This window comes from Vibrio sp. S17_S38 (assembly GCF_014694375.1).
GTDB lineage: Bacteria > Pseudomonadota > Gammaproteobacteria > Enterobacterales > Vibrionaceae > Vibrio.
Window position 1 is genome coordinate 144,096 of record NZ_JAAUWW010000005.1, and the last position, 17,160, is coordinate 161,255.

The window sequence follows — 17,160 nt, forward strand, 5'->3', positions numbered from 1 at the left end:
TTCAATCATTAAGCCTTTTTATTCGACATTTAGATGCAAGGTTTTACAAGCTGTCGTGATATTCAATGAGGATTTGTTCGCACCAAATGGCTAAACGATCATCTGTAAGTTCGTATTGTGAATCTTCATCTAATGCCAAACCGACAAAGAATTGTTTGTCTTCGGTTAGCGCTTTAGATTGTTCAAATAGGTAACCTTCATTTGGCCAGTAACCTAAGAATTGGCAACCGGTGGCTTGTAATTCATCATGCAATAATCCCATCGCATCTAAAAACCATTCTCCATAACCTTCCTGATCGCCAAGCCCAAATAAAGCAATATGTTTATTGTTTAACGTTAGTCCATCAAGTTGTTGCCACACCGCGTTCCAGTCTTCTTGGATTTCTCCAAAGTCCCATGTTGATATGCCAAGGAGAAGAAAATCATAATCTTGTAAAGTCGCGACTGGTGTGTCTTTGATATTGTAGATATCAACTAAATCCTCACCCATGATGGCGCGGATTTTTTCAGAAACCATTTCGGTATAACAAGTGCTGGAGCCATAGAATAGACCAATTTTCATAAATAAATCTTTGCAAGTGATGAATGATATGGATGAGTATTCTAGCAAATATCAAATCAAAAAGGGTGGTAATTACAGATCGTCTGCCGTAACCTCGCTTGCATCGGTAAAAGTCATTTATGAGGTTAGGTCGTGGAGGTAAAACAAGCGGAGTTAATTTTAGTTGAGCGCTTTTTAGATGCGATTTGGCTAGAAAAGGGATTATCTGAAAATACGTTACAGTCTTATCGTCACGATTTAGATCGTTTAGTTGGGTGGATGATGGATTCATCGCTGACTTGGTTGACGATTCAACACCTTGATCTTCAAACGTATCAGGCTTGGTTAGTTGATAAAGACTATAAACAAACGACTCGAGCTAGGATGCTTTCAGCTATCCGTCGATTTTTTCAATATTTAACTCGTGAAAAAGTCCGTGAAGATGATCCTAGTTCATTATTACTAATGCCGAAATTACCCAAGCGTTTACCTAAAGATTTATCTGAGCAACAAATTGATGATCTTTTAATGGCACCTATTGTGGAGGACCCGATTGAGCTACGTGATAAAGCTATGCTGGAATTATTGTATGCTACGGGGTTACGTGTGACTGAATTAATTAGTCTCACAATGGAAAATATGAACTTGCGTCAAGGCGTAGTAAGAGTGATTGGTAAAGGTGGTAAAGAGCGATTAGTTCCTATGGGAGAGAATGCGATTGAGTGGATTGAAACCTTCTTAGAGCAAGGTCGACCAGCATTGTTAGGGGAGAAAAGCTCTGATGTGGTATTTCCTAGTAAACGAGCTAGACAAATGACAAGGCAAACCTTTTGGCACCGTATTAAATTTTATGCCGTGCATGCTGGGATTGATACAGAAGCCTTATCACCTCACGTATTGCGTCATGCTTTTGCAACGCACTTATTGAATCATGGGGCGGATCTTCGTGTGGTACAAATGCTGTTGGGCCATAGTGACTTATCGACCACACAAATTTATACTCATGTTGCCACGGAGCGATTGAAACAAATCCATCAAGAGCATCATCCACGCGCTTAATCCTTTTTATTCTAATATTTTATTTCAAATTGGTAAGGTGAATCATGCGTTATTCAGTCTTTATTCGTCACAGTTTTATGGCATTGCTTGCTTGTGTTTCATTTATGACGCAAGCGGCCGATAGTCAATCAGTTGATAACACAATAAATAAGCAAGAAATTGCCTCACGTTTTAGCAAGCTAGGTTTAAATGCTACGGAGATCCAAGCCTCTCCCATTGCAGGGCTTGCTGAAGTGACGACAAGCCAAGGTGTTTTTTATGTCACCGCAAATGGTGATTATTTTCTGCAAGGTAAACTGTACTCGTTAGACAAAGAAGGTAATTTCACTGACTTAATGGCGAAGAAATATGCCCAAATGGTCGAAAAGTTTGCCGATGATATGATTGTCTATAAAGCAAAAAATGAAAAATATGTGGTGACAGTATTTACCGATATTACTTGCGGTTATTGCGTTAAGTTGCACAAAGATATGCAAGGTTACAATGATTTAGGTATTACCGTGCGTTATATGGCTTACCCACGCCAAGGACCAAGAGGTGATGTTGCCTCTAGTATGGCAAAAGTGTGGTGTGCCGATGATAAGAAATCGGCTCTGGACGCGGTTAAATTAAATCGTAGTTTTGATTTTGATAGTAAAAACTTACCGACATGCCAGAAAATGATTGAAGACCAATATGCCTTTGGTGCGCTAGTGGGCATTAGCGGTACACCTGCTATTTTGCTTTCCAATGGTCAGTTAGTTGGTGGTTACTTACCGCCAAGCGATTTAATTAAAACGTTGGAGTCGATGAGATAATGAGTGCTGAATCACCATTGACCAATCAAGAACAACCAACAGAGATGACTTTTTTTGCTCGCTTTGAATCTGATATTCTGGCTGGTAAGAAAACTATTACTATTCGAGATGAAGCTGAGAGTCATTATGTACCCAATAGTGTGGTGACGGTTTCAACTTTAGAGCAAGGTCGTGTTTTCTGTCAGCTTCAAATTGATTCTGTGGAACCGATTTTGTTTTCCAACCTGAATGAATTTCATGCGCAGCAAGAGAACATGACACTAGATGAATTAAAAACCGTAATCTCAGATATTTATCCGGATCTTAATGCTCTCTATGTCATTCATTACCACTTGATTTCTTCTCAATAAAGAACGCTATTATTTATGACTGCTATTACCCGACGCCCAGATGTTGATGTTGCATTATTACCAGATTCTATTCCGGCATTGCTTCGACGCCTTTATTTGAATCGTAATATTACCGATGCGACACAATTAGAAAGAGGGGCGAAAGGGCTACATTCTTACCAATCGTTGCATGGCATTACTCTTGCAGTTGAGCTGTTATTTGAGGCAATTAAAACTAATCAACGCATTATTGTAGTCGGAGATTTTGATGCCGATGGAGCCACCAGTTCGGCATTATCGGTATTAGCGATCCGTATGCTTGGCAGTAATAATGTGGATTATTTAGTCCCTAATCGATTTGAAGATGGTTACGGATTAAGCCCTGAAGTGGTTGATCAAGCTATCGAACTTGGCGCGCAAGTGATCATGACTGTGGATAATGGTGTTTCCTCAATTGATGGTGTTGCTTATGCCAAGCTGCAAGGCTTAAAAGTCATTGTGACCGATCACCATTTGCCGGGATATGAATTACCCAATGCGGATGCCATGGTGAATCCTAATTTGCAAGAATGTTCATTTCCGTCTAAAGCCTTAGCTGGCGTTGGTGTTGCTTTTTATCTTATGTTGGCGTTGCGAGCACAAATGCGTCAACAAAATTGGTTTGCTGAACAGAATATTGCTGAGCCAAACTTAGCGGAGTTGCTTGATCTTGTTGCGCTTGGCACGGTGGCTGATGTTGTGGCTTTAGATGAAAACAACCGCATTTTAGTACATCAAGGTTTGCAACGTATTCGCGCCGGAAAAGCTCGGCCAGGCATTCAAGCGCTTATTGAGGTGGCAAAGCGAGATGCAAAAAAATTAGTCGCCTCCGATTTTGGCTTTGCATTAGGTCCAAGGCTCAATGCTGCCGGCCGTTTAGAAGATATGTCGTATGGGGTTGAATTACTGCTTTGTAACAATATCCATGCAGCAAGAAGAATGGCCAGTGAGCTTGATGGTTTAAATCAAATGCGCCGTGAGATTGAGCAAGGCATGAAGCAAGAAGCGATGGCATTTTGTGAACGATTACTTAATGGTAAAGATTGCTTAGCTAAAGACAGCCAATTGCCGTACGGGGTGACTTTATATCAAGCTGATTGGCACCAAGGTGTAATCGGCATTTTAGCCTCGAGAATTAAAGATGAATTTTATCGACCAGTGATTGCATTTGCTGACGGTGGCGAAGATAACCAAGGTATTGCAGTCATAAAAGGATCTTGCCGTTCAATTGCTGGTTTACATATGCGTGATGTATTAGATCGAATTGATACTCAAAATCCAGGTGTGATCATTAAATTTGGTGGTCATGCGATGGCTGCCGGCCTAACAATTCAACGCGATCAATATCAACACTTCAGCCAATTATTTGATCAAGCGGTTCGCTCCGAGTTGGATGAATCCGACCTTAAAGGTGTAATATTATCCGATGGCGAATTGTCTCCTGAAGAGTTCTCTATGCAAACCGCTGAAATATTACGAGCTGGTGGCCCGTGGGGACAAGCTTTTCCTGAACCTGTATTTGATGGTGAGTTTAAGTTGCTTCATCAAAAACTGGTGGGTGAAAAGCATTTGAAAATGATGCTAGAACCTATTTTTTCAAATCAAGAAGGGCAAGGTAATCGCACTAATATTATGATTGATGCCATCGCTTTTAATATTGATTTACGCCGCTGGCCTGATACTTCCGTTAAAACTGTTCATTTAGCGTATAAGCTCGATATTAATGAGTTTAGAGGTAACCAATCATTGCAATTAATGGTGGATCATTTAGAGGCTATACCCAACTAATTGAAGTTGCAGTGAGATGGGAAATAAAAGAAGCCCCATTAGATTAACGATCCTAAGTGATTAGGCAGAATGAGAATACCAACAAAGCGGCATCTTCAAGTCAGACGAGTATAAATAGTGATCTGAAAACACTGTGAAATTCAAGTGTATTTATGTAGAATCGTCGGGTTAAAACAAACCTATTTCTCCAAATTAGCGATGAGCCAAAATGTTTGAAATCAATCCTATCAAAAACCGCCTTCAAGACGTTGCCGAGCGCACAAACGTTTTGAGGGGGTATCTTTGACTATGATGCCAAGAAAGAGCGTCTAGAAGAAGTTAACGCAGAACTTGAACAACCCGATGTTTGGAATGAACCTGAACGTGCTCAAGCCCTTGGTAAAGAACGCGCTTCATTAGAAGCGGTGGTCGAAACCATCGATCTTCTTGACCAAGGCGGCGAAGATGTAGAAGGTTTATTGGAACTGGCTGTTGAAGAAGAAGACCAAGAAACTTTCGATGAAATTGAACCTGAACTCGCTGAGCTTGAAGGAAAACTCGCTAAGCTTGAGTTCCGTCGTATGTTTTCGGGCGATCATGATCCATCAGATTGCTATATTGATTTGCAATCAGGCTCTGGTGGTACAGAGGCTCAAGATTGGACATCAATGATGTTGCGTATGTACTTACGCTGGGCTGAATCCAAAGGCTTTAAAACTGAAATCATTGAAGTATCAGACGGAGATGTTGCTGGTCTTAAAGGTGCGACAGTACGTGTGAGTGGCGAATACGCTTATGGTTGGTTACGTACCGAAACGGGGGTTCATCGTTTAGTGCGTAAATCTCCATTTGATTCAGGTGGCCGCCGTCATACTTCATTTGCTTCTGCATTTATTTATCCTGAAATTGACGACAACATTCAAATCGATATTAATCCATCGGATCTGCGTATTGATGTGTACCGTGCTTCGGGCGCGGGTGGACAACATGTTAACACCACCGAATCAGCGGTGCGTATTACGCACGTTCCAACCAATATTGTGGTGCAATGTCAAAACGATCGTTCTCAGCATAAGAACAAAGATCAAGCAATGAAACAATTGCGCGCTAAGTTATTTGAGTATGAATTGCAAAAGCAAAATGCAGAAAAACAAGCCAGTGAAGACTCGAAATCAGACATCGGTTGGGGCAGTCAAATCCGCTCTTATGTATTAGATGACTCACGGATTAAAGATTTACGTACTGGCATCGAAAATCGTAATACTCAAGCTGTATTAGATGGCGATTTAGACAAATTTATTGAAGCAAGTTTGAAATCAGGTTTGTAGTTGAAACCAGAAACTTGCAAAAAATAGCAAAATAATTTTCGAAAGAAGAAACCAATTTACTAATTTAAGGGCACCTGATGACTGAATCAAATAGCCAAAACCAAATAGATGCAGTAGAAGAAAATAAATTGATCGCTGAGCGTCGTGCAAAGCTGGATCATATCCGTCAAAACTGTAAAGCCAATGGTCATCCAAATGACTTTCGTCGTGAACATTTAGCCGCCGATCTTCAAGCTGAATTTGGTGAACAGAGTAAAGAAGAGTTAGAAGCATTGAACCATGTGGTTGCCATCGCTGGTCGTATCATGGCAAAACGTGGACCATTCCTCGTGATCCAAGAAGTGTCTGGTCGTATTCAAGCATACGCGTCAAAAGATGTTCAAAAAGCATTAAAAGAACAATATCAAGGTTTGGATATTGGTGACATTATTGGCGTGAAAGGTGCCCTACATAAGTCAGGTAAAGGCGATCTTTACGTGAATATGGAAAGCTACGAATTGTTAACCAAAGCGCTTCGTCCATTACCAGAAAAATTCCACGGTTTAACCGATCAAGAAACGCGTTATCGTCAACGTTATGTTGATTTGATCGTGAATGAAGATTCACGTAATGCTTTTGTTATCCGTTCTAAATTAGTGATGGCTATTCGTAATTTCATGTCTAAGAAAGCGTTCTTAGAAGTCGAAACACCAATGATGCATGTGATCCCTGGCGGTGCAACAGCTCGCCCATTTATTACTCATCATAATGCATTGGATATTGATATGTATCTACGCGTTGCACCTGAGCTTTATTTGAAGCGTTTAGTTGTCGGTGGTTTTGATCGCGTATTTGAAGTAAACCGTAACTTCCGTAACGAAGGTTTATCGCCTCGTCATAACCCAGAATTCACTATGATGGAATTTTACATGGCGTACGCGGATTACAACGATCTTATGGATCTTACTGAAGAAATGCTAAGTACGGTTGCGGTTGAAGTGCTGGGTGAAACCTCTATGCCTTACGGTGAAGAGCGTGTTGAGTTCGGTGGTAAATATGCACGCATGAGCATGATCGATGCGATCAAACATTACAATCCAGATCACGCTGATATTGCTAATCTAAATGAAGAAACGGTGAAAGATCGTAACTTTATGGTTAAGATCGCAAAATCTGTTCATGTTGATGTCGAAACCTTTTGGACTTGTGGTCAGTTACTTGAAGAGATCTTTGGTGAAACTGCTGAGCCACAATTGATCCAACCAACTTTCATCACTGGCTATCCAGCGGATATTTCTCCACTTGCACGTCGCAGTGATTCAAACCCATTTTTTACTGACCGTTTTGAGTTCTTTATTGGTGGTCGTGAAGTTGCAAATGGATTTTCTGAGTTAAATGATGCAGAAGATCAAGATGCACGCTTTAAAGCACAAGTGGATGCGAAAGATGCGGGTGATGATGAAGCAATGTTTTATGATGCTGATTATATCAATGCATTAGAGCATGGTTTACCACCCACAGCAGGACAAGGAATAGGAATTGACCGTTTAGCGATGTTATTTACTAATACACATACTATTCGTGATGTCATTTTATTTCCAGCGATGCGCCCACAACAATAAACAGTGATGCCTAGATAATAACTGTTTGATCTATCAGTTATTTTATAAAACCCGCCTGATAGCGGGTTTTTTTGTATCCGTAGATTAGTATTTTCAAAATAGTGTTAATTCGATGGACTAATAAGCGTTAATTTTTAAATTGTAGAACTATTTAGGCAAGGAAATTTTTATTTATCGATATAGTAACTTCTCTGACCATCAATATAAAATTCTGTTAGATGGTTGAATTAGATGAAAAAATAAAAGGGAAGTACTTATGCATAGGCAGTTTAAGATGAATACTATGCCAGGTTCATTAATTGTCATTGGAGGAGTAACAGAATATTGGATTGATTCCGTGAGGAAATCTGGTTGGATATGTTATCAATGTGGTGATTTTAGATTAGCACAGCCACAATTAGATAAAATCGTTGGTCCTTGCATTGGTATTATTGATTTATGCCAAGAGAATTTAAGCTTACACGCGATTTCTCGTTTAATATCCACCAATAAACATATTCGTTGGCTTGCTTATATAAAAGAAAATCAATTAAATTCAGATCCTATTTGCCAATTTATTATTCATTTTTGTGCCGATTTTTTCACTTCTCCAATGCCAGAGAAACGTTTATTAGACTGTATTGGCCATCAGTTTGGCATGCTTCAATTAGAGAAGAAAATATGGCCGGATAACTCAGTCAATAATCATACCGGTTTAATTGGCGACTCACTGTCAATGAAGCGCCTACGAGAGCAAATAAAACGTCTAGCTCTAACGAATGCTTCAATTATTATTTCGGGTGAGCAAGGGACAGGTAAAATGACTGCCGCTTATTCTATCCATCAATATTCTCCTCGTAATAAAGGGCCTGTTATTGTTATTAACTGTGGTGCGTTATCTGAACAGAGTTTAGAGCAAGATGTTTTTGGTATTCATTGCGATAATTCGACCGCAGGATCTTTATCAAAAATAGAACAAGCTAATGGAGGCACGTTGATATTTAAAGATGTAACGGCATTGCCTTTTTCTCAGCAAAAAAATTTACATAATCTATTAACCAGTCAGAGTATTGAAGCTTTCCATGGAAGCCAATTGATTGATGTACGAGTTTTGGTGACAACTCATCATGAAATCGAAACGCATGTACAAGACAAAGCATTTTTAAGTGAATTATTTTACCACCTTAATGTGTTAAAAATTCATGTCCCTTCTTTAAAAGACCGCTGTACTGATATCCATTCACTTGCATATTATTATCTACAACAAAATAGCCGTGAATATAATGCACAAGTTCGAACAATATCCCCTAAAGCTATTAAGTATTTAATGAATCATCATTGGCCGGGGAATGTTCGAGAATTAATAAACCAAATTAAGCGCGCAGTTCTTATGTCAGAAAGTAGCGTCATCGAGATTGAGAATTTTGATCTGCCAAAACGAATAAGTAATAAACGTAACCTAAGAACTATTCGTGAAGATTCAGAACGGAAAGCATTACTTTGTGTCTTGGAAAATCACGACGGCCAAGTATCGTTAGCGGCAAAAGAGCTCGGTATATCACGAGCAACTATGTATCGATTATTGGGAAAATATAATTTGTCTGCTGAAACAAAAGGTTTTATTTGTTGAAACAATATTTGATTCTATTGATAGGGATTATTTTATTGGCATAATCTGTTGTTTTAGATAGATGGATAATGGATTATTTCGAATATATTGCCAAATATTTTGTTACTAATAGGTTATAAAATTGTTTTAATCTTGATCTTAATTTAAAGGTTGAAGATAAAGTTAAAGTGGTTAAAATTTAATCGTGAATTGAATTTCACAAATAAAAACCATCAGGATTAATTAGTTACTAACGGAGGCACATAATGAAACATTTTATTTTTCTTATGCATATGTGTTCCACCGTTATCGCAATTATTAAGATTCGCGCTGTAATGTCTGCCACTTTGGTAGCAATGCTGGCCTCATCTAATAAACGAGTTAACTAATTATTCCGTAACCTTTGGGCTGCGGGAATCGCAGCCAAAGGCGCCATAGATCCCCCTTTATCTGTTTTTCTCCTAGCTCAAATATTTCAGTAATATTATGAGGAAAACATATGCGTCATTCTATCTATATTCATCTGGCTACATTATTTGTCAAAGCGGACATTAAGCGTGAGAATAATGCGTGGAAGCGTAAAGTTCGTCGATCTCAATACCACCTTCCTTGGCATAGTGAACATTTATTACGAGATATTGGTTTAGGTATGGATGGTCGTCCATTTGGTGAAGCGCAGGCTGGCGCACCTAAAGCTGAACGCCGTATTCGCCTATTACGTAGGATTCTCACTGCTCGACAGAGTACGTAATAAAAAAGGAGTACGACCTTGATGTCGTACTCCTTTATTTTTAGCTATCTGAGAGGCCGAGAGTCTAAGGGCAAGGATTTGAGTACTGAGCACCGACTTGTAGAATGTCTTTCAGTAACTCTTCACTTAATTGAGTATCAATACTGTTTATATTGGCTTCTAATTGTTCCATCGTTGTTGCACCAATAATATTGGAAGCAACGAAAGGACGTTGATTTACAAAGGCTAATGCCATTTGAACTGGATCTATGCCATGCTTGTCTGCTACATCAATATACGCTTGAGTTGCCGCTTCTCCCTGTGGGGTAAAGTAGCGAACAAAACGTTCAAATAGACTGCAGCGCGCTCCTTCCGGACGTTGACCATTTAAGTATTTACCACTTAATATGCCAAAGGCTAGGGGGGAATAAGCGAGTAATTCAACCCCTTCATGGTGGCTTATTTCTGATAAACCAACTTCAAAGCTGCGATTGAGTAAATTATATGGATTTTGAATTGAAATAATTCTTGGCAGATCATGTTTTTCCGCTAAACGAAGTAAGGTCATTACACCCCAAGGCGTTTCATTTGATACTCCAATATAGCGTGTTTTTCCGGCTTTAATTAACTCAGCAAGTGCTTCTAGTGTCTCAATTAAGGTGACTTCTTGCTGTTCGTCTAGATGAGGATAATTAAGCTGTCCAAAACAATTGGTATTACGCTGAGGCCAATGAATCTGATAAAGGTCGACATAATCTGTTTTAAGACGTTGCAAGCTACTGTCCATTGCCAAATGTACATTGCGACGATCAAGGCTCATATTGTCACGAATGTGAGAGAGTCTACCTGGGCCTGCTACCTTGGTGGTTAAAATGATTTTTTCGCGTTTACCCGACTTTTCTAACCAATTACCAATATATTCTTCAGTTGAGCCTTGAGTTATTGGTTTTGGTGGAACTGGATACATTTCTGCTGTGTCGATAAAATTGATGCCACGCTCAAAGGCATAATCTAGCTGGTTAAAGGCTTCTGCTTGTGTATTCTGCTCACCAAATGTCATAGTGCCTAGGGCTATTTTGCTTACTTCAAGTGTTGAGTGTGGGATCTTGTGGTATTTCATTGAACGTCCTTGATGATCTTTTTCGTATTGATCCCAATATATAGCAAAATGGTTAGAGGAGTAAATTTTGTTGTGAAGGTGTGTTTTACTTATTATTTAGGCTATTAATGAAGACTAAGTGAGCTAGATTATTGAGTTAGTTTCAAATGTTTTTTTAAAATATTTTCAGTAAACTGCGTGCGCAAATAAAACCCTCTTGGCAATGTTTTAAATGGTTGACCGGAAGCGCTGTAGGCTTCAGTTACGACCTTACTATTGGCAGCTTTTGGACGGAGTTGCATTACTTCACCATGCTTAGCGGTAATTTCTTCAACTTTCCCTAATACAATAAATTCCATAAGCTCCTCCCAATCTTGTTTGAGTTGCTGCTTTTCTTCGTCATCAGGCGACCAAAGTAAAGGTAAGCCGACTCGACGCTCGGCTAATGGAATTTCTCTTTCACCTTCAACTGGAATCCATAAGACTTGAGCAAGCTTATGTTTTACGTGTGAAGCTTCCCAAGTTAGGCCTTGTACTCCGGTTAATGGAGCAACGCAAATAAACGTGGTTTCTAAAGGTTTACCACTATAGCCAATTGGAATACTTTTTAATTCGATGCCTAAATGTTCAAAATCCGGTTGAGGTTTACTTCCTGCGTCGGCGCCTAAATGCCATTCAAGTAATTGTCCTACCCAACCTTTTTCACGGGTAAGATCATCAGGGATCGCAATGTCAGCCTGTTTAGCAAGCTGAAAAAAGGTTTGCCCTGCTATTTTCTTCGCTCGTTGTAGTAACTCTTGTGTTGTTTTTGGTGGTGGTAGCATGATGTTTTCAATAAGAGATAGTGACTAATAGTCTAATATTACCCTAAAATATTTTGAGGGTCTTAGCGGGATCAAAAGAAAAATAAAAGTTATCCACAAGCCATATGTATTTTAGACAAATTGAGGCATTTTTTACTTGACCTATTTATATTGAAACAAATATAAACAATGGTTTAGAAAGAAGATCGAGTCAAAAAGCAAAATGGATGTGGATAATACCGATCATGATGGATCTTTAACCGATCAAAAATCAGAAAGGATCCTCAAGATCTTCTGGTGATTTTTTTAAATTCAAAAATATTCTATCTAACTGTTTTTTAATTATAAAATAAATATTAGATCATCAGAGTGATGATTATTTATTCTGTGGTTTTTCTTACATAATTTACTTTTATCATTTTCTTCACACATTTATTCACAGAAATAGTGAATAAATACTAAATAGTGAGTATCCCGATGTTGATAAGTTGTTTTTTGGTCTATTTATCATTAAAAGTGGGCGCTAAGTAATAAAAAACACTAGATTATGCACTTGAAATTTGCCCCTTTTGTGGATATGTGAAAAAATCACTAGTAACAGAGATTTATATTAGAGGTTAGCCGTGATAGATGGCGATGGTTACCGCTTAAATGTGGGGATTGTAATATGTAACCATCATGGTCAGGTTTTCTGGGCAAAACGATACGGACAACATTCTTGGCAATTTCCTCAAGGTGGTATTGATGATGGTGAAACTCCAGAGCAAGCACTCTACCGAGAACTGTATGAAGAAGTTGGTCTTACAAAACAAGATGTGAAACTTATCGGAGTGAGTCGTCATTGGTTAAGATATAAATTACCAAAGCGATTAGTCCGGTGGGATTCAAAACCAGTTTGTATTGGACAGAAACAGAAATGGTTTTTACTGCGACTTGAATGTGATGAAGCGAATATCAACATGAATCGAGGTAAAACCCCTGAGTTTGATGGGTGGCGCTGGGTCAGTTTTTGGTATCCAGTTAGGCAAGTGGTTTCTTTTAAACGAGATGTTTACCGACGCGCAATGAAAGAGTTCGCTGCGTTAGCAATGCCATTTCGTGAACCAAGTAATAATGCTAAACGTAAACCACGTCGATAAATGAATAAATTAAGTAATCAGCTTTACTTTAATAGACTTATTAGAGTAAAGCCGATTTTTCTTGGCACACCTGTTTATTAACGCAGCAGCTTTAAGCAAAGGGCACATAACGGATAAAGTTTATACCTAAACTGATATAGGTATATATTGTGGTATCACTCAAGGAGGTACTCCCCAAAATGCTGATTCAATTGAGAGATATCGTTGAACAAGTGTCTAAGGCTGAAACAGTACAAGAAGCCTCTAGCATTTTGGTACAAGAAACCTGCAAAGCGATGCAAACGGAATGTTGTACTATCTACCTTGCCAACAATGGCAAGAATCGATTGGAACTGATGGCGACCCAAGGCCTTAAGTTTTCAGGGCAAACCATTCATATTCCTTTTGCTGAAGGACTGGTTGGGTTAGTACGCCGTAGCGCAGAACCATTAAATTTAGCCAAAGCTCAAGAACATCCTAATTTTAAATATTTTCCCGAACTTGGGGAGAATATCTATCAATCTTTTCTCGGCACTCCCATTATTCATCGTCGCCAAGTGCTTGGTGTTTTGGTGATCCAACAACGTTCCCCTAGATTGTTTAGCGAGATTGAAGAATCCTTTTTAGTGACGCTTGCAACACAATTAGCGGTCATTATTGCGCATAGTCAGGCTCAAGGTTTATGGAAGTTAGAAGGTCACTCGGTTCGATCTTTTAAAGGGGTTGCCGCATCTCGAGGAATAGCAATCGGTCCTTTGTGGTGGGATGACACTCATCCGGATCTGACTCGTGTCTCACCAGCGTCTACGTTAAATTCTGATTACGATAAGGATTGGTTGGCGCTTGCGATTGAACAAGCTATTGCGGATTTTCGCCGTATGCGTAAACGATTTGATAGTGAGCTAAATAAAGATACTTTGGCTATTTTTGAATTGTATATTCACTTGCTGCATGACCCTATGTTAAAGGCGGATCTTAATCGGTTAATTGAAAAAGGTGATCGAGCTGATTGGGCATTAAGACAAGTGATTGAAATTTACGCTAAACGTTTTGGGGATATGTCGGATCCTTATTTACGTGAACGAGCGAATGATATTAAAGAACTTGGGCACCGATTGTTGTTCTTTTTACATAATAGTGACGCACGAGATATTATCTTTAAAGAGCCTGTTATTTTGGTGGTACGAGAGCTAACCGCGTCTATTTTAGCTGGGATCCCAAGAGATAAATTATTGGCTGTTGTATCCTTGGAGGGGGCGGTTAATTCTCATGCCGCAATTTTAGCTCGTGCTCTGGGGATCCCTGCAATTATGGGGGCGCAAATCAAGCCTAATATATTGATAGGAAAGTTAGGGATTGTTGATGGGTATAGCGGTGATATTTTTATTGAGCCGACCAAGCAATTATTAAAAGAATACCGATCATTGTCTCATGAGGAACAAGAACTTTCTGAACTCGTAGAGCAAGAGCTGCCTGAACTAGCCTATACGAAAGATGGGCATCGTGTGGAGTTAATGTTAAATGCAGGCTTAAGTGCGGATACCAATATTGCGATTAATCAAGGTGTCGATGGCGTTGGTTTATATCGCACAGAAATCTCTTTTTTGATGCAACATGGTTTTCCTTCGGAAGATGAGCAAACTCAGCATTATCGGGCGATCCTTTCCTCTTATCCTGGGAAAAGTGTCGTTATGCGTACTTTGGATATTGGTGGTGACAAAGCATTGCCATATTTCCCAATTGAAGAAGATAACCCATTTTTGGGGTGGCGAGGGATCCGCTTCACTCTAGATCATCCTGATATATTTTTGATCCAACTACGTTCGATGCTAAAGGCGAGTGCTGGACTTGATAATTTAAGTATTATGCTACCGATGATCTCTGGCTGCCAAGAGATTGATGATGCCAAAGCATTGCTTGAGCGCGCGTATCAAGAAGTATTACAAGGTATTCCCGATCTTTCTCGTCCTCAGCTTGGGATCATGCTTGAAGTGCCGTCAATGTTATATTTATTGCCTTTAGTGGCAGATAAAGTCGATTTTGTCTCGGTGGGAACAAACGATCTTACGCAATATTTATTAGCTGTAGATCGTAATAACTCCCGAGTATCGGATGTCTATGAACATGTACATCCAGCCGTTGTTATGGCGTTAAAGCATATTTTTGATACTTGCCAACAATATAAGTTACCCGTTTGTATTTGTGGTGAGCTAGCGGGTGATCCTATTGGGGTATTGATATTAATTGGATTAGGTTACCGTTCGTTAAGCATGAATACCTCTAATGTGGCTCGAATCAAATATATATTACGAAATGTTAGCGTATCGGAATTATCAGAATTAAGTATTAAAGCCCTGTCTGAACCGTATGGTAACCAGATTTATCAATCAATATGCTCTTATCTTGAAGATAAAGGGCTAGCAGGATTTATCCGAGCGGGTAAAAAATAAATACTAGAATATAGTCACTGTAGGGCAGAAGTGCTGCATATCATCAGGGTTTACTTTATGATACCCATCATTCAGTGGCCCTTTTTTATATTTGATGGCACTAAAGTTGGCTTTATCGGTCAGACATTTACTTACCATTTTTCAATTTTACAACACAGAGAGACCTTCTTTATGAGTCAGGGATTTTTAGTCTTTCCCCATATCGACCCCGTTATTTTTGCCATCGGCCCGATTGGTGTTCGTTGGTATGGTTTAATGTATTTACTTGGCTTTGCTTTTGCGATGTATGTTGCCAATCGCCGTGCAGATAAACCAGGTAGCACTTGGACGCGTGAACAAGTGTCCGATCTCCTATTCGCTGGTTTCCTCGGTGTCGTGCTCGGCGGGCGCATTGGCTATGTATTATTTTATGGTTTTGACTATTGGATGGCTGAGCCTTTGTACATATTCAAAGTATGGACAGGAGGGATGTCCTTTCATGGTGGCTTGATGGGTGTGATCGCCGCAATGTGGTGGTATGCCCGAAAAAATAAGCGGACTTTCTTTGGTGTAGCTGATTTTATTGCACCTCTAGTACCATTTGGTTTAGGGGCTGGGCGAATTGGTAATTTTATTAATGGAGAGCTATGGGGGCGTGTCACCGATGTGCCTTGGGCTATTATCTTCCCTAATGGTGGCCCGTATCCACGCCATCCTTCTCAATTGTATGAATTCTTTTTAGAAGGCGTTGTGCTGTTCCTCATTCTTAATTGGTTTATCCGCAAGCCAAGACCTGCAGGAGCGGTTTCTGGATTATTCTTGATCGGTTATGGGGTCTTCCGATTTAGTGTTGAATTTGTTCGTCAGCCTGACGCTCAATTAGGTTTATTTGATGGCGTGATTTCTATGGGACAGATTCTATCCACGCCGATGATTATTGTTGGCGCTTTGATTATGATTTGGTCTTACAAGACACAAAAATCGACATTATCAGCGAATGAAAAAACCACCAAAGCAGTAAAAGGGAAATAAGTTGTGAAACAATATCTAGAACTTTGCCAACGCATTATTGATGAAGGTCAGTGGGTTGAAAATGAGCGTACTGGAAAGCGCTGTTTAACCATTGTTAATGCCGATCTTACTTATGATGTAGGTAACAATTCTTTTCCTTTGGTGACGACTCGTAAAAGTTTCTGGAAATCGGCGGTAGCTGAGTTACTTGGTTATATTCGTGGTTACGATAATGCTGACGATTTTCGTAAGCTTGGCACCAAAACGTGGGATGCGAATGCCAACCTAAATGATGCTTGGCTTAATAATTCTTATCGTAAAGGTGAGGATGATATGGGCCGAGTTTATGGCGTTCAAGGTCGGGCTTGGGCCAAACCTGATGGGGGGAAGGTTGATCAATTACGAAAAATTGTTGATGATTTAACTCGTGGTATTGATGATCGTGGTGAGATTTTAAATTTCTATAATCCAGGCGAGTTTCATATGGGGTGTTTGCGCCCTTGTATGTACAGCCATCACTTTTCTCTATTAGGGGATACCTTATATTTAAATAGTACTCAACGCTCATGTGATGTTCCGCTAGGCTTGAATTTTAATATGGTGCAAGTTTATGTGTTTTTAGCCATTATGGCGCAGATTACCGGTAAAAAAGCGGGTGTTGCGTATCATAAAATTGTAAATGGCCATATTTATGAAGACCAACTTGCACCGATGAAAGATATTCAGCTAAAGCGTGAACCTTTTCCAGCACCTCAATTTCATATTAATCCTAAGATTAAGACTCTAGATGATTTAGAAACTTGGGTGAGCCTAGATGATTTCGATGTGACCGATTATCAATGCCATGATGCAATTAAGTACCCATTTTCGGTTTAGATTTTATTGATACTAAAATGCCAATCTTAGTAGCTCCTATCCACG

The 17,160-nt window shown here is 39.5% G+C and carries 15 protein-coding genes; 12 read left to right on the plus strand and 3 right to left on the minus strand.

Going from position 1 to position 17,160, the window contains the following annotated elements:
• Positions 1 to 43: 43 nt before the first annotated feature.
• Positions 44 to 562, minus strand: coding sequence for a flavodoxin FldB (gene fldB / locus HC725_RS05830; RefSeq protein ID WP_190330840.1), 519 nt, complete (start codon positions 560 to 562; stop codon positions 44 to 46).
• A gap of 132 nt (positions 563 to 694) precedes the next feature.
• Between fldB and xerD the strand changes: the two genes are divergently transcribed.
• The 8 genes from xerD to HC725_RS05870 all read left to right on the plus strand — a co-directional run bounded on the left by xerD (position 695) and on the right by HC725_RS05870 (position 9,800).
• Positions 695 to 1,600, plus strand: a complete 906-nt coding sequence (xerD, locus tag HC725_RS05835) for a site-specific tyrosine recombinase XerD (protein WP_190330841.1) — start codon at positions 695 to 697, stop codon at positions 1,598 to 1,600.
• Between the two features lie 44 nt (positions 1,601 to 1,644).
• Positions 1,645 to 2,397, plus strand: a complete 753-nt coding sequence (gene dsbC / locus HC725_RS05840; RefSeq protein WP_190330842.1) for a bifunctional protein-disulfide isomerase/oxidoreductase DsbC — start codon at positions 1,645 to 1,647, stop codon at positions 2,395 to 2,397.
• Positions 2,397 to 2,747: a N(4)-acetylcytidine aminohydrolase gene (yqfB, locus tag HC725_RS05845; RefSeq protein WP_238928441.1), complete on the plus strand. Its 351-nt coding sequence runs from the start codon at positions 2,397 to 2,399 to the stop codon at positions 2,745 to 2,747. The genes dsbC and yqfB overlap by 1 nt, the downstream gene beginning before the upstream one ends.
• A gap of 15 nt (positions 2,748 to 2,762) precedes the next feature.
• Positions 2,763 to 4,553: a single-stranded-DNA-specific exonuclease RecJ gene (gene recJ / locus HC725_RS05850; RefSeq protein ID WP_190330843.1), complete on the plus strand. Its 1,791-nt coding sequence runs from the start codon at positions 2,763 to 2,765 to the stop codon at positions 4,551 to 4,553.
• A 208-nt stretch (positions 4,554 to 4,761) separates the two neighbouring features.
• Positions 4,762 to 5,860 (plus strand): peptide chain release factor 2 gene (gene prfB / locus HC725_RS05855; RefSeq protein WP_190330844.1). Its coding sequence is split into 2 segments (ribosomal slippage): positions 4,762 to 4,836 and positions 4,838 to 5,860, totalling 1,098 coding nucleotides; the frame shifts between segments, so codons are not numbered across the junction.
• A gap of 77 nt (positions 5,861 to 5,937) precedes the next feature.
• Positions 5,938 to 7,461, plus strand: a complete 1,524-nt coding sequence (gene lysS, locus HC725_RS05860) for a lysine--tRNA ligase (RefSeq protein WP_190330845.1) — start codon at positions 5,938 to 5,940, stop codon at positions 7,459 to 7,461.
• Between the two features lie 256 nt (positions 7,462 to 7,717).
• Positions 7,718 to 9,070: a sigma-54 dependent transcriptional regulator gene (locus HC725_RS05865; RefSeq protein WP_190330846.1), complete on the plus strand. Its 1,353-nt coding sequence runs from the start codon at positions 7,718 to 7,720 to the stop codon at positions 9,068 to 9,070.
• 478 nt (positions 9,071 to 9,548) lie between these two features.
• Complete coding sequence (locus HC725_RS05870; RefSeq protein ID WP_190330847.1) at positions 9,549 to 9,800, plus strand: DUF1127 domain-containing protein; 252 nt, start codon at positions 9,549 to 9,551, stop codon at positions 9,798 to 9,800.
• A 64-nt stretch (positions 9,801 to 9,864) separates the two neighbouring features.
• Here the strand turns inward: HC725_RS05870 and HC725_RS05875 are convergent, their stop codons facing one another.
• Complete coding sequence (locus HC725_RS05875; protein ID WP_190330848.1) at positions 9,865 to 10,899, minus strand: NADP(H)-dependent aldo-keto reductase; 1,035 nt, start codon at positions 10,897 to 10,899, stop codon at positions 9,865 to 9,867.
• Between the two features lie 128 nt (positions 10,900 to 11,027).
• Positions 11,028 to 11,702 carry a DNA mismatch repair endonuclease MutH gene (gene mutH, locus HC725_RS05880; protein WP_190330849.1) on the minus strand — a complete coding sequence of 225 codons (675 nt, stop codon included), beginning with the start codon at positions 11,700 to 11,702 and terminating at the stop codon, positions 11,028 to 11,030.
• 602 nt (positions 11,703 to 12,304) lie between these two features.
• Here mutH and rppH point away from each other — a divergent pair.
• The 4 genes from rppH to HC725_RS05900 all read left to right on the plus strand — a co-directional run bounded on the left by rppH (position 12,305) and on the right by HC725_RS05900 (position 17,115).
• Positions 12,305 to 12,820, plus strand: a complete 516-nt coding sequence (gene rppH, locus HC725_RS05885) for an RNA pyrophosphohydrolase (protein WP_190330850.1) — start codon at positions 12,305 to 12,307, stop codon at positions 12,818 to 12,820.
• A 179-nt stretch (positions 12,821 to 12,999) separates the two neighbouring features.
• Positions 13,000 to 15,249, plus strand: coding sequence for a phosphoenolpyruvate--protein phosphotransferase (gene ptsP, locus HC725_RS05890; protein ID WP_190330851.1), 2,250 nt, complete (start codon positions 13,000 to 13,002; stop codon positions 15,247 to 15,249).
• 171 nt (positions 15,250 to 15,420) lie between these two features.
• Positions 15,421 to 16,260 (plus strand): prolipoprotein diacylglyceryl transferase, encoded by an 840-nt coding sequence (gene lgt / locus HC725_RS05895; RefSeq protein ID WP_190330852.1) that lies wholly within the window; start codon positions 15,421 to 15,423, stop codon positions 16,258 to 16,260.
• Between the two features lie 3 nt (positions 16,261 to 16,263).
• A complete protein-coding gene (locus HC725_RS05900) occupies positions 16,264 to 17,115 on the plus strand; it encodes a thymidylate synthase (protein ID WP_190330853.1) in 852 nt (283 codons plus the stop codon).
• The last annotated feature ends 45 nt before the right edge of the window (positions 17,116 to 17,160 follow it).